This window comes from Enterobacter sp. 22466, assembly GCF_052044775.1.
Taxonomy (GTDB): domain Bacteria; phylum Pseudomonadota; class Gammaproteobacteria; order Enterobacterales; family Enterobacteriaceae; genus Enterobacter; species Enterobacter dissolvens.
Window position 1 is genome coordinate 213,324 of the sequence record NZ_JBQENX010000008.1, and the last position, 15,065, is coordinate 228,388.

Consider the following 15,065-nt stretch of genomic DNA (forward strand, 5'->3'; position numbering starts at 1 on the left):
ATTAACGCTCGCGGAACGCTTCCTTCGCTTTGAAGATAGGTTTCAACAGGTAATCGAGAATGGTTTTTTCACCGGTGCGGATTTCAACCGTGGCAATCATGCCGGGAATAATCGGCAGGGATTTACCGCCCGCCGTCAGCGTGCTGCTGTCGGTCAGGACCATCACCCGGTAGTAGGTGTCGTCAGGGCGACCGGCGGCGGCTTTGGCGTCATCCTTCAGCGTGTCCGGGCTGACCAGAGACACGTGCCCTTTCAGGCCACCGTAAATGCCGAAATCGTAGGCGGTGATCTTCACCATCGCCGGTAATCCCGCATGCAGGAAAGCGACGTCTGACGGTTTGATTTTCCCTTCCACCAGCAGCTGGTCTTCCAGCGGCACGATTTCCATAATGTGTTCACCCGGCTGGATAACGCCACCGATGGTGGTGACACGCACGTTTTTCACGGTGCCTTTTACCAGCGCGGTGATGGTGGTTCGGCTCACCACGTCGGCACGTCCTGTCAGGCTCTCTTCAGCCTGCACCAGATCCAGCTCCTGGCGAATCAGCTCGGCGTTGGCATCCGCCTGATAGCGGTTGCGGCGCTCGACAATCTGCGATTGCAGGTCATTCGCCTGACGACGCATACGCAGCAACTCCACTTCCGAGAGCAGGCCGCGCGCGGCCAGCGGCTCGGACATGGCAATTTCGTTTTGCGCCAGGCGGTAGCTTTTCTCGAGCGAAGCCACGCCCTCTTCCAGCGCCTGTTTGCGGCTGTTATAGGCGCGGGTTTCCAGGTCCACTTCGGAAGGGTACTGTTTCACCCGGTCGCTAAAGGTCAGCGGCAGGCCGTAGGCCTCTGCACGCAGGCGGTTAACGGTTGCTTCCAGCGCCACCACTTTACGCAGCGTCTCCTGATAGCTGGACTGGGCGCGAGTCGGGTCGATTTTCAGCAGTACCTGCCCCGGCTCGACAATGTCGCCCTCACGGACGTGCAGCTCTTCGAGAATACCGCCTTCCAGGCTCTGGATAATTTGCTCGCGGCTTTTCGAGACGATTTTCGCGTCGCCTTTGGTGATCTCTTCCACTTTGGCGAAATGCGCCCAGGTTAAAAACCCGGCGAACACCAGCAGAATCAGCCATAACACCAGGCGTGACTTTGGCGTGGTCTGCGAGAATAGCGCTTCCTGGATATCGCTCATCCAGGCGGCATCACGCGCGGACAATGCCTTGTTATTGTTACGCTTTAAGAATTTCATGCGCTGGCCTCCACGGGCTGTTTTCCAGTAGCGGCTTTTGCAGGGGCACTGTCGTTTGCCGGTGTGCCGTTCAGTGCGGCCAACACCTGCTGTTTAGGACCATCGGCCACAATTTTGCCGTTATCAATAATCACCATGCGATCCACCAGCGCCAGCAGCGACGGGCGATGGGTCACCACCACCAGCGTGTGCCCGGCGGTCGCGACTTTCAGGTGTTGTAAGAACAGGGCTTCCGTCTGGGAGTCCATCGCACTGGTCGGTTCATCCAGCAGTAACAGATTCGGTCTCGCCAGCAGCGTACGGGCCAGTGACACCAGCTGACGCTGCCCACCGGAGAGACTGTTCCCCTGCTCGCCCACCGGCATGTGGATCCCGCGCGGATGACGCGCGGCAATCTGATCCAGCCCCGTGAGACGCAGCACGTGCAGGAATTCATCGGAGGAGGCGTTCTGACGACCAATCATGATGTTTTCACGCAGGGTGCCGTAAAACAGACGCGCTTCCTGGCCGACAAAGCCCACGTTGTTACGCCAGTCGGAGGGCTCAATCTGGTTCACATCCAGACCACTGCTGAAGAGCTGCCCTTTCACCGGGGTATAGAGACGCGCAATGATGCGCAGCAGGGTCGATTTACCGCTGCCGATTTTGCCGACAATCGCCACGCGCTCGCCCGGTTTGATCGTCAGGTTGACCCCTTTGAGGATCTCCGGGTTCGGCTGCATCGGCGGTGCCGGATAGGAGAAGGTCACGCCTTTCAGCTCAATATCGCCATTCAGCTCAGGCTGTTTGATGTAATCAATGTCGCTGCTGCGATCGGTCGGGTGTTCCATCAGTCTGTTCAGCGAGCTCAGCGCAGCTTTCGCCTGCTGGTAACGCACCGCTAAACCAATCACCTGGCTTAATGGCGCGGTCACGCGACCCGCCAGCATCACGGTCCCGATCAGCGCACCCTGGGTCAGGTTACCGGCATCGATCAGGTATACGCCGGTGACAATCAGCATCACCGTCTGCAACTGCTGCAGAAAACTCACCGAGTTCATTGCCAGCGTCGAGTAATGTTTTGACGCCGCCGCGCTGGAAGATTGCATGGCGCTGAATTTCTGCCAGCGGCTCTGCATCCAGGATTCACCGCCAACCGATTTCAGGGTTTCCATGCCTTCAATGGATTCAATCAGCACGCCCTGCTTTAACGAGGCCTCCTGCAGGCTGGCTTTCATCACCTTCGCCAGCGGCCACTGGATCAGCAGGCTGACAATCAGGATCATCGGCAACATCAGCAGCGGAATAATGGCCAGCGAACCGCCGATGGCAAAAATAATGCCGATAAACAGCAGCACAAAAGGCAGATCGGCAATGGTCGCCAGGGTGGCGGAAGAGACGAAGTCACGCACGGATTCAAACTCGCGCAACTGGTTGGCAAACGAGCCAGACGAGGCCGGTTTATGCTCCATTTTGACCGCCAGCGACTGACGAAACAGAATGCTACCGACAATCAAATCCGCTTTCTTTCCGGCGGTATCAAGCAGATGCGCACGCACCGTACGGGTGATGGCTTCAAAGACCATCGCCACCAGGACGCCAATTGCCAGCGACCAGAGCGTGGTAAAGGCCTGGTTAGGGATAACGCGGTCATACACGTTCATGGTAAAGAATACCGTGGCCAGCGCGAGCACGTTCACCAGCACCGACGCCAGCGCGGCGCTGCGGTAGTAGCTGCGATAGCGCCACAGGGTACTGAACAGCCAGTGACCTTTTGGTTGCGGCGGCGCGATATCGCTGACCCGGCTGTCAATGCGCGCTGTTGGTTTCGCCGCAATGGCATAACCGACATACAGTTCGCTCAGCGCCTCATGGTTCAGCTCAACCGGCTCATCGCCCACTTCCGGCATGATCAGGGAGTAGAAGAGATCCCATTTATCGTCGGCATTTTTACGACGCTCACGCGCAAGCAGCACCATGCCGCCCGCACCTTTGCGCAGCAGAATCATGGGGAAAACCTGCTCGGGCAGTTCAGCGCTGTTACGCTTGATGAGCCCCCCGGTGATACCGGCGTTTTTGAGCGCATCAAGCGCTAAAGAGGGTGTGAGAGTTTGTTCAACAGGCAGACCAGCCAGCAAGACATCGTCACTCTTACCCAGACCATAATGATCGGACAGCCAGGCAATGCTTCTGAGCAGAGTGTCGTCATTAAGTCGGGTATCACGGGCGATAGTGTGCAGCTGTTCCTCCTGGGTATTGGCCATTGAGGATTCCATATTTCGCGTGTTCCTGGTTGTTAAAAGACAGTTAAATCAAAAAGATAAAAAGACTTTTTGAGATGAATTAGGAATATTCTGTCACGCGGAATGGTCTTGCCTTAATGAGACCTGTCTCAATGGAACTGGTTATTTTTTGATACGAAAGAGGTTTTAGAGAGGAAACAGGGGGAAAAGATGGTGCCCTCCCGTTACGGGAAGGCAGGGTTTAGCGATTATTTCTGCGCAGGAGCAGTCACGTTCTGATCGCCGCTTACGCGTACCACAACACGGCGGTTAGGCGACAGACAGGAGATCAACGCGCTCTTGTTCGAGGCGTCACAGTCATTGACTACAGGCTCATTGCTGCCCACGCTGGTCGCCGTCATCAGGCGTGCCGGAAGGCCGTTCTCAGCCAGCATGGTGCGGACAGTCTGCGCGCGCTTCAGGCCAAGGGCATAGTTGCTGCGATCGCTGCCAATGGCATCCGTGTGGCCGATCACCTGGATCTGCTTCAGTTCAACGTTTTCACGTTTGATCGTCGCAACCAGATCTTTTACGGCCTGGCGACCCTGAGCGGAAACGCCCTTCTCATTTCCCTTACCGAAGCGGAACATCACATCGCCCGAGAGGGTGTAATCTTTATACTGTGGCGCAAGGTTCTTACAGGCCTCTACGCTTGAGGCACGGGACAGCACGTGTGTCTGCTCACGCAGACCAGCGAGATCCTTTTCCGCCTGCTCGCGCGTACGGGCTTCCGGCACCGCATTCATGGTTGAGCTGACGCGCACGAAATAGGTCTGGCCGCCGCTCATCTCGACGTTGTAGCCCTGCTCTTTGCCACGATACTGCGGTGCATCATTCTGGTACGCGCCCAGATTGTGCTTGCCCGGCGCCAGACAGAAAACGGTATAGCCGCCCGGCAGCAGTGCGTCGTGGAATTCGTTATCGACATAAATATGTGCCGCGCCACCTGAGGTGTTGCTGGCATCACGGTAGTAAACCACCTGCGTCTGGGTCTGGCCGACGGGAGCGACAGGCTGATACGTCTTACCAAAATTCTCCGCCGCCAGCGCCGGGTGGATAACAAATGCGGAGGTAGTAAACAGCGCCGCGAATAAAGAGGTCTTGAAAAAAGTCATAAATCCTCCACAGGCCCCCTCCCGGGGGCCTGGAAAAGTTTAAGTTAGTGATTATTCACGTTGACGGTGACGCCGTTCTGCACCAGCAGTTCCACGTCCAGATTTTCCATCTGGTACACCTGGTATTCGACGCCAGACACCTTGACGTTACCTGCGTTGGTCCAGTTGCCCGGATCGGTATTGTCTGGCAGCAGATCGCTCAGGTTCACAACATCACCTTTGTTACCCTGAACCATCATCTGTTTGTTGCCATCGGCGATAAACAGATCTTTCTCCGCGTGGGTCAGCACGTCGTTCAGACTGATATTCAGCTTGTCCTGCTTGCTGTTGGTCAGATCAATGGTCTTGTGCTGGAGGTTATCCAGATTGATCTCATGACCGTTCAGCGTGCTGACGGCATGGGTGTTGTCGTCATGCTGCTCTTCCGTGCTCATCATCATGCTTCTGGAGGCAGTGCGGGTGGTATTAACCGTCCAGCGAACATCATCAATCATGTACTGATCGGTGTTGATGGTATTACCACCGCCCGACAGACCACTGCTGGCCCCTCGCCCCATATGGAAGACAATATTGCCAATCTCGCGTCCCGCTGGTGCGGTGGCGGAGAAGGTCGCTTCCCCAGAAGGCAGATACCCGGATGAAATCACCTTGCCTGCAGTATCGTAGACAATGAAGGTGGATTTCACGACACTTGATTGAATTGAGTCGTTTGCACCGGAAAGCTTCATGCTTACCGCATTCACACCATCAAAATGCATGGTGATATCACCGGTCAGTGCCAGTTTACGGCTATTCCCTACACCCCACTGATAAATTGCACCACCGTAACCCGGATAATAGTTATCGCTTAACGTAAATTTCAGACCACTCGCCAGTGTAACCAGCCCCTTCCCATAGCTCTGTGGGGTCAGCGCATTAAAGTCCTCAAAGCCACTTGTTTTCGGTGAGATTACCGTCAGGCTACGGGAAACACCCGCACTCCTGTTACCCGCCTGATCAATCGAGAAGACGCTAAAGGTATGGTTACCCAGCGGCAGTGCAGACGGTGTAAAGCTCCAGCTACCCGTCGCCGAGGCGGTGGTCGAGTAGGTGCCACCATTCACGGCGATATAGACCGTACTGCCTGCCTCCGCCGTACCGTTCAACGTTGGCGTGCTGTCATCCGTTTTACCCAGGTTGGCAACATTGCCGGTTTCATTCCCGACGTTATCCATCACGCTGGTAATGGTCGGTGCTGCGTTAACCGTATCAACCACAACATAGTGCTGGTTACCCAGAGCGCTCTTGTTGCCCGCCTGGTCAGTCTGATTGGCACGGAAGTACCAGGTGCCATCCTGCAATGCCTTCGGAATTTCCAGGCTCCAGGTACCGTCCGCTTTGGCGGTGGTGGTATACACGAGGTTGTTATTACTCCACCCCTGATTACCCAGCGCCAGAACGATTTCGATCTTCGCGCCCGCTTCCGCACCGTTACCGGTGATGGTCGGCCGGTTGTCGTTAGTACGCTCACCGTCAACCAGGTTACCGACTTTACCGCCCGCCACGTTATCAGTAATAACCGTTACGTTCGGCGCGGCAGCCACGGTATCGACAACAACATAGTGCTGGTTCCCCAGAGCGCTCTTGTTGCCCGCCAGGTCAGTCTGATTAGCACGGAAGTACCAGGTGCCATCCTGCAATGCCTTCGGAATTTCAAGGCTCCAGGTACCATCGGCTTTGGCCGTGGTGGTGTAGACGAGGTTTGTACCGCTCGTCCATCCCTGGTTACCCAGCGCCAGCACGATCTCAATCTTCGCACCCGCTTCGGCACCATTACCGGTAATGGTCGGACGGTTGTCGTTAGTACGATCTCCGTCAACCAGGTTACCGACTTTACCGCCGTTCACGTTATCAGTGATAACCGTTACGTTCGGTGCAGCCACTACGGTATCCACGGTAATCGCGAAGTTGGTCGAGTTCACCGAACGGTTCCCGGCTTTATCAACAGAGTAAGCCTGGAAGTTATACGTCTGGTTATAGTTGGTGGTCAGCGGGAAAGACCATTGTCCATTTGCACCCGCCGTGGTTGAACCATGCACCCCACCGTTTGCCGGGTTGATGATATACACCACGCTGCCCGCTTCCGCCGTGCCGCGTAAATCCAGCGTTCTGTCGTTGGTTACGCCACCGTTACCCACCAGACCGTTATACACACCGCCCTGAACGTCATCCCAGGAGCCGGTAATGACAGGTGCGTTATTGACCGTATCAACCGTAATCGAGAACTTCGCAGAGTCCACTGAACGGTTGCCCGCCGGATCGACAGAGTACGCATGGAAGTCGTACTGCTGGTTGTAGTTAGTCGTGACAGGGAATGCCCAGTTACCTTTCGCATCCGCCGTCACGGAACCCGCAACAGTGCCATAGTTATCGATCACAATGTAAACAACACTATTTGCTTCCGCCGTTCCGCGTAAATCCAGCGTTCTGTCGTTGGTGACACCACCATTACCCACCAGACCGTTATATACACCGCCCTGGACATCATCCCAGGAGCCGGTAATGACCGGCGCGTTTGGCGCTTCGGTATCAATGGTCAGGTTCCACGCTGCCGTTGGCGCGCTCTTCACGCCGGTCGGGCTCTGGAATACCGCCGTCAGAGACAGCTCAGTGCCGTTGTTCTGCTGTGGCAGCGTGTAGTTCCAGGTATTTGCTGGCCCTACGGTGACGGAGTCAAGCAGTCGGGTACCGTCGTAGATAAACACCACATCACCTGCCACACCTTTACCGTACAGGGTTGGGGTGGTGTCATCGGTCACGGCCGGGTTCGCCAGATCGCCCTGAACCAGACCCACGTCATCCGCGACGCGATCCAGAGAACCTGTCGGCACTCGCGTATCCAGCGTCAGTTCGAACGGTGCGGTTTGTGCACTCTCACCTGCGCCTGCGTCTTCGCTGGCGGTGATCTTATAGGTTGCATCCGCCGTCAGTGCCGGGCTGAGGGTGTACTGCCATGCACCGGTAATGGCGTCAGCACGTACGCTGTCGATGTATTTGCCATCAACGTACACGTTCACCAGGGCACCCGCCGTCGCACGGCCTACCACTGTTGGGGTCGTGTCGTCAGTGTGGCTACCGCTGCCCAGATTACCGACGATGTCACCCTGATCGTCCACAACGTGGCTGATGGAAACACCGTTACGGCTGGTATCCACGATAAAGTGGATAGGGTCAGAAGCCGGACCCACGTTACCGGCTTTGTCTTCGATAGAGACTTTCCAGGTATAGTCGCCATCCGCCAGCGCCGGGGCTGGGGTATAGCTCCAGTTACCCTTATCGTCTACCGGGACGCGCACGGTAGTACCGTTACCCAGATCGATAATCGCGGTACCGTTCGCCTCACCCTTACCACGGTAGGTTGGGGTGTTATCGTCGGTGGTGCCGTCATTGGCGATGAGACCCGGCGTGCCGAAGTCGTCCCACAGCTCAATGTCCGTAGGTGCCAGCGGATCAACGGAATCGACAATAATCACCCACTCGCCGGTTTCCGGACTGCGGTTACCGGTTCTGTCTTCGGCCACGGCACGGAAGCGGTGCTCGCCCTGCGGCAGATCAGAATCAAAGTCAATGGTCCAGCGGCCAGCTGTTACCACGGCACTGCCGATCGGATCCGGGTTAGTACCATCGTACAGATAGACCGTGGTGCCATCCTGTGCGGTACCGGTAATGGTCGGGCGTGCGTCGTTCGTGATGCCGCCGTTTTGTACCGTACCCACATGTGCGTCGACGTCGTCAATCACGTCAGTGATTGCCGGTGCCGTTGGAATACCGCCGGCCAGCAGATCAAACGAGAACGCGTCAGACGGCTCGGAACGCAGCCCCGCTTTGTCCTGCGCCACAACGGTGACATCGTAATGGCCGTTGGCCATGCCCAGTGCTGGCGTCCAGGTCCAGATCCCGGTTGAGGCGTCAGCGGTCACAGAGTCAACGGTTTTCCCGTTCACAATGATAAACACCAGGCTGCCCTTCTCGGCCGTACCGGTAAAGTCCGGGGTGCTGTCGTCCGTAATACCACCGTTAGCGATATTGCCGGTCTGCTGACCTGCGTCATCATAAACGGTATCGATCGTCGGTTTTGCCGGCGGCTGCGTGTCGACGATAAAGTCGATCGGATCGGACGGCTCGCTGGCGTTGCCCGCAGGATCGGTGATCACCACGACCGCTTCATGTTCGCCTTCCGGCAGCGGTTTCTCCGGGGTCACTTCCCATTTACCGTCGTCACCGACAATCGCGGTCCCCACGACTTCGTCGTCAACAATCAGTTCAACGGTATCGCCAGGCACGGCGCCTTCGCCGCTGAATACCGGCTGCGTGTCATCCGTGGTGTCACCGTTGTGAATAGGGCCGACATCCGGACCCTGGTCGTCCTCGACGTCGCCAATAATCGGTTTGTTTGGTGCTTCAGTATCGATCACCAGCTTCCACGGTGCAGTCGGTGCGCTTTCCACCCCGGTCGGGCCACGGAAGACCACGCTCACGTCCAGCGAAGTGCCGTTCGTCTGCTCAGGCAGGGTGTATTCCCAGCTGCCGTCAGGGCGAACAGTGACTGAATCAATGATGTCGCTGCCGTTGCGCACGAACACGATATCCCCCGGACGGCCGGTACCGTGCAGGGTTGGGGTGGTGTCATCGGTCACGCCCGGGTTGGCCACATCACCCTTATAACGGCCTTCGTTGTCTTCAATACGATCGAAGGTGCCGGTTGGCACAACGGTGTCCACCGTCAACAGGAACGGACGCGTCGGCGCAGGGATTTCACCCGGGCCGCTATACTCGCCCGCGGTGATTTCGTAGGTTTTACCCGATTCCAGCGCCGGGTTGATCTCAATCGCCCACTCGCCGGTGACCGGATCAGCGGTCATCGAGCCAACAGGTTCGCCATCAACGTACAGGGTCACCAGGGAGCCCGGCGTCGCCGTCCCCACGATAACCGGGTTAACGTCATCCGTGCTGCTGCCGCTTGCCAGCGGGTTGGTCAGCGTACCGGTGTTATCTTCAGCGTGGCTGATGGACACCGCATTACCCACCGTATCGATGGTGAAGCTGATTGGCGGGGTAGACGGACCGCGGTTGCCCTGCGCGTCTTCCAGTGCCACAGACCAGGTATAAGACCCGTCCGCCAGCGCAGGCGCAGGCGTCCAGCTCCAGATACCTTCTGAACTGACCGGTACGCGAACGCTCTGACCGCCACCGAGGTCGATCACCGCCGTCATGCCCGCCTCACCCTTACCGCTAAAGGTTGGGGTGTTATCTTCGCTCGGATCGCCGTTGTGAATTTCACGCGGGAACTGGTAGTCGTTCCACAGTAAAACGTCACTCGGCAGCGGTGGTAAGGTCGCCATTGCAGCGATATTTTCGGTATTGTTGTTCGTAGTAATGGTCTTTTTCATACAATTTTCCAAATGAATTCTGTTTATGTTCTGGTCTAAAACTTTGCGGAGGCTCCGGTGCAGGAGCCTCACTTTCCTGGCATCAATTAATGGTTCTGTAGCGTGACCGTGACTCCCATCTGAACGAGGATCTCGGTATTCAGGCTATCCATCTGATAAGACTGATACTCCACTCCCCCAACATTCACCGTCCCGCCATCGGTCCAGTTACCCGGGTCCATACCGTTCGGCAGCAGGTCGCTCAGATTCACCGTGTCGCCCGCGTCGCCCTTCACCATCATTTGGTTGAAGTCGTTGTCGTGGAACAGATTCTGCGTGGCGTTTTCCAGCACATCCCCCGCACTCAGTGTCAGGGTGTTATTGCCTGTTCCCGTAATGTCGAACACTTCCACTGACTGGACAGGGTGGGTCAGCGCGCTCAGGTCGAGGTGCTGATCCGCCCCCAGCAGTTTCAGCGTGTCGGTGCCTTCGCCACCCTGAATCACCGCGTTGGTCAGGCTGGTGACATCCGCAACCTGATACAGGTTGTCTGCTGCGTCGCCGTACCAGACATCGCCCTGGTTATCCGCCAGGAACTCACCCGGGGTGACGGTTTTCGCCGTTCCGCTCACCACCAGGTTATCGATGCTGAAGCCAAACCCGGTACTGGTCGCCAGTTCCTCGTGATGGATCTCCATCCGGTAAACCGGCGTATCATCCGGGCTGGTAAACGACACCGGGACGTTACGGTTGCCGATGAAAGCGCTCACCGGCTGCGAGCTAATCACATCGCCGTTGACGTCGTAGAACGTCACCACCGTCGACGGGCCAGCAAAGCGTGGGTTGAAAACGAAATCGATCGTTTTGGCGCCATACTGGAAGTCGACAAACATGCTGGCCTGCATCCCGGCATCCGTTGAGGTGCTGTACAAATACAGGCTGTTGGTGCTTCCCGTCCCGATGACCTGTTTGTCGAATTCATAATCCGCCGTGCCGGTATCCGGTGTGTGGGAGAAACGCATCCCGTGCACCCATGCGCCCGCATTAATGTCTGCGAACTCCGTATCGTCTTCGAAGCTGTTGGTACTGGTGAACGCGCTGGTGCGGTAGCTGGAGCTGTTACCCGCTGCGTCAACAATCGCCGCGCCCACCGGAATATCGGTGTAGCCGCCCGGTGGCAGACTCAGGGTCACGTTGCCGTTAGCAATGTCGGCGGCCGTCAGCGTATGGGTCACGGTAATGTCGCCGCTCTTCACCAGCACGGTGTCACCTTCGACAATCCCGCTGCCTGGCAGCGTCACCGTCACGTCGTTGCCACTGCGCACCACGTCGGTCGGTGCATCCGGTGCCACCTGATCCAGCACCACTTTCTGCGAGGATTCGGTGTAGTTCCCGGCGATATCGACCACGCGCGTCAGTACAGTCCAGTCAGCACTGTGTCCCTGTCCGTCAACAAACGCCCATTTGTCGCCGTCGACCATCGCTTCAAGCCAGGTTTTCCCACCGTCGGTGGAGACCAGCACTTTCCCGCCCGCTTCCAGCGGAGCCGAGAGATGACCGCTGACCAGGCTACCGGCCTGACCATTGTTAGTAATAAAGTCGCTGCCGCTGACACCGGAGTCCTGGGTCATCGCATCCACCACCGCGCTGCTTGTCGGCGCGTCGGTATCAATGGTGATTTTCCACTCCGCGGACGGGGCGCTTCTCACGCCGGTCGGGCTCTGGAACACCGTCTTCAGGGCCAGTTCCGTGCCGTTGTTCTGTGCAGGCAGCGTAAAGTTCCAGGTGTTGCCCGGCCCTACGGTCACGGTGTCGATCAGCGTGTCACCGTCATAAATAAACACGACATCACCCGCGACGCCGGTCCCGTGCAGGGTTGGCGTGGTGTCGTCGGTCACCGCCGGGTTCGCCAGGTCGTCCTGTATCAGACCGACGTCATCCGATACGCTATCGAATGAGCCAACCGGTACGCGGGTATCCAGCGTCAGTTCAAATGGCGCCGTCTGCGCGCTATCACCGGTGCCGGTATTTTCACTGGCGGTGATCTGGTACGTCTTGTCAGTGGTCAGCGCCGGGTTGAAGGTGTATTTCCACACACCGGTCGCCGGGTCAGCGATCACGCTGTCGACAAAGTTGCCGTCCAGATACACTTTCACTTCGGCACCAGGCGTCGCGCGGCCCACAACGGTGGGTGTCGTGTCATCGGTATGGCTGCCGCTGGCCAGATTGCTCTTCAGTTCGCCTTCATCGTCTTCCACGTGGCTGATAGACACACCGTTGTGGCTGGTGTCCACGGTGAAGTGGATCGGCGCAGACTCTGGTCCAACGTTACCCGCTTTATCTTCAATCGCGACTTTCCAGGTGTAGTCACCGTCCGCCAGAGCCGGTGCCGGGGTGTAGCTCCAGTTACCGCTGCCATCTACCGGCACGCGCACGGTGGTGCCATTACCCAGATCGATGATCGCGGTACCGTTCGCGTCACCCTTACCACGGTAGGTTGGGGTGTTATCGTCGGTGGTACCGTTATCCGCAATAATGCCCGGCGTGCCGAAGTCGTCCCACAGTTCAATGTCCGTAGGTGCCAGCGGTTTAACGGAGTCCACAATAATCACCCACTCCCCGGTTTCCGGGCTGCGGTTGCCCACGGCGTTTTCCGCCACCGCGCGGAAGCGGTGCTCACCCTGCGAAAGTGCAGTGTCGAAATCAATGGTCCAGGTGCCACCTGTCACCACAGCGCTACCGACAGGTGTCGGGTTAGTGCCGTCATACAGGTAAATAGTCGTCCCGTCCTGACCCGTACCGGTGATGGTCGGTTTGTCATCGTTGGTGATGCCACCCTGCTGTACGGTGCCAACATGGGCATCGACATCATCGATTACGTCCGTGATTGCCGGTGCCGGAGGAATGCCGCCTGCTACCAGCTCAAACGAGAACGCGTCAGACGGTTCAGAACGCAGACCCGCTTTGTCTTCGGCAACCACTTTCACATCGTAGTGCCCGTTCGTCAGCGCCGGAGACGGCGTCCAGGTCCATTTACCTGTCGGGTCAGCGGTAACGGAATCCACTTCCTTACCGTTAACAATGATGTGCACCAGACTGTTTTTCTCAGCGGTACCGGTAAAGGCCGGGGTGCTGTCATCGGTGACCTCGCCGTTGGTCAGGTTGCCTGTTTTCAGGCCCGCATCATCAAACACGCTATCGATCGTCGGTTTTACCGGCGGCGTGGTGTCTACGATGAAACCGATCGGATCGGACGGATCGCTGTCGTTACCCACCGGATCGGTGATCACCACGACCGCTTCATGTTCGCCTTCCGGCAGCGGTTTCTCAGGGGTCACTTCCCACTTGCCGTCATCACCGACAATTGCGGTACCCACAACTTCGTCGTCAATAATCAGACGCACGGTGTCGCCAGGTGTACCTTTGTCGCCACTGAACACCGGCTGGGTGTCGTCGGTGGTGTCACCATTGTGAATTGGCCCTACGGACGGTCCCTGGTCGTCTTCAACGTGGCCAATGACCGGCTTGTCAGGGCCCTGCAGATCCACGATAAATTCGAAATCATCAGACGGTTCGCTGGCGTTGCCTTCCGGATCGGTAATGATCACTTTCCCGGTGTGGCTACCTTCCGGCAACGGTTTCTCAGGGGTCACTGCCCACTTGCCGTCGTCACCGACGATCGCCGTCCCCACCAGTTCATCGTCCACGATCAGTCTGACGGTATCGCCAGGCGTGCCGTTTTCACCGCGGAACGTCGGCTGCGTATCGTCAGTCGCGCCGCCGTTCTGGATTGGGCCCACCACGGTACCGGCATCATCTTCTACTTCGCCGATGATCGGTTTTTCTGGCGTAACGATAAATTTGAAGTCATCAGACGGTTCGCTGTCGTTTCCGGCCGGATCGGTGATGATCACCTTCCCGGTGTGACTGCCTTCCGGCAGCGGTTTCTCAGGCGTCACTTGCCATTTACCGTCTTCACCGACGATCGCAGTACCGACCACTTCGTCGTCAACGATCAGGCGTACGGTATCGCCAGGCGTAGCACCTTCACCGCGGAAGACCGGCTGTTTATCGTCAGTCGCATCGCCGTTGTGGATTGGGCCTGTTTTCGCGCCAACATCGTCTTCCACTTCGCCAATAATCGGCTTAACAGGGGCTTCCAGATCGACGGTGAAATCAAAAGAGTCGCTCGGCGCGCTGGTGCGGCCATCCGGGCCTTTACCGATCAGCACAATGCTGTGGTCGCCGTGCGCCAGCGGGGTTTCCGGCGTCCAGGTCCATTTGCCATCAGCACCCACGCGAGCTTCACCCAGCTTTTTGTTATTTTCCCAGAGTTCAACAATGTCGCCCGGTCGGCCTGTACCGCTAAACGTTGGTGTCGCGTCATCGGTCACGCCGTTTTGCGGGATCGAGCCAGTTTTTGTGCCATAGTCGTCGTGCACGTCGGTCAGCACAGGGGTAGTAACAGGCGCAACGGTGCCTTTTTTGTCACCGCCATCGTCACGGTTATGACGAATAATGGCGCCCAGACCTACCAGCGCACCAATCCCGGCTAACGCACCCAGCGCCAGCAGAGCAGGAGAGAACGCGGTGCCCGCAACGGCCAGACCGTCGAGACCCGCAATGGCACCCGCACCCAGCGCCTGGGCGGAGGATTCGCCGTCCAGCAGGAACGCGGCTTTGTGGTCGTCGTCACCGTCGGTGGCGATGTACTCGTGCCACTGACCGTCTTCGCCCTTACCCACCAGCTCACCTGGGTTATCGAAATAGTCTTCAATGATCAGCTGTGGCTGATCCTCATCAGTGCCTTCCAGCATGACGAACAGGTCTTTGCCTACGCGTTTCAGCGTAATGTTTTCTGGCGCGACGCCATTTTCCCCTTCAGCAAGAATGTATTTTGCATTCGGGATGGCCTTAATTTTGACAGCACTGCCAACCTTTTCACTGCGCAGAACGTCAGCTTTGACAATCGTATCTTTATCTACGACTGCAATATTTACTGGCTTGAGAGTCATGTTTAAATTCTCGTGTAAATAATCGATCT

5 protein-coding genes are annotated in these 15,065 nt (G+C 57.4%); all 5 read right to left on the reverse strand.

What is annotated here, in order from left to right; translation table 11 throughout:
- Window position 1: 1 nt before the first annotated feature.
- A complete protein-coding gene (locus ACTJJI_RS20010; RefSeq protein WP_063412048.1) occupies window positions 2-1,237 on the reverse strand; it encodes an HlyD family type I secretion periplasmic adaptor subunit in 1,236 nt (411 codons plus the stop codon).
- A complete protein-coding gene (locus tag ACTJJI_RS20015) occupies window positions 1,234-3,492 on the reverse strand; it encodes a type I secretion system permease/ATPase (RefSeq protein WP_440655309.1) in 2,259 nt (752 codons plus the stop codon). The genes ACTJJI_RS20010 and ACTJJI_RS20015 overlap by 4 nt, the downstream gene beginning before the upstream one ends.
- A 215-nt stretch (window positions 3,493-3,707) precedes the next feature.
- Window positions 3,708-4,613, reverse strand: coding sequence for an OmpA family protein (locus ACTJJI_RS20020; RefSeq protein WP_440655311.1), 906 nt, complete (start codon window positions 4,611-4,613; stop codon window positions 3,708-3,710).
- 44 nt (window positions 4,614-4,657) lie between these two features.
- Entirely contained in the window at window positions 4,658-10,042 is a 5,385-nt protein-coding gene (locus tag ACTJJI_RS20025) for an Ig-like domain-containing protein (RefSeq protein WP_440655313.1), read from the reverse strand.
- An 86-nt stretch (window positions 10,043-10,128) separates the two neighbouring features.
- The gene (locus ACTJJI_RS20030; protein WP_440655315.1) at window positions 10,129-15,036 is read right to left on the reverse strand and encodes an Ig-like domain-containing protein; all 4,908 of its coding nucleotides are present in this window, start codon (window positions 15,034-15,036) and stop codon (window positions 10,129-10,131) included.
- Window positions 15,037-15,065 lie beyond the last annotated feature (29 nt).

Excerpts from the sequence above, each read along its gene's own strand:
- ACTJJI_RS20010 (WP_063412048.1), bottom strand. The coding sequence starts at position 1,237 with ATGAAATTCTTAAAGCGTAACAATAACAAGGCATTGTCCGCGCGTGAT.
- ACTJJI_RS20020 (WP_440655311.1), bottom strand. The coding sequence starts at position 4,613 with ATGACTTTTTTCAAGACCTCTTTATTCGCGGCGCTGTTTACTACCTCC.
- ACTJJI_RS20015 (WP_440655309.1), bottom strand. The coding sequence starts at position 3,492 with ATGGAATCCTCAATGGCCAATACCCAGGAGGAACAGCTGCACACTATC.
- ACTJJI_RS20030 (WP_440655315.1), bottom strand. The coding sequence starts at position 15,036 with ATGACTCTCAAGCCAGTAAATATTGCAGTCGTAGATAAAGATACGATT.
- ACTJJI_RS20025 (WP_440655313.1), bottom strand. The coding sequence starts at position 10,042 with ATGAAAAAGACCATTACTACGAACAACAATACCGAAAATATCGCTGCA.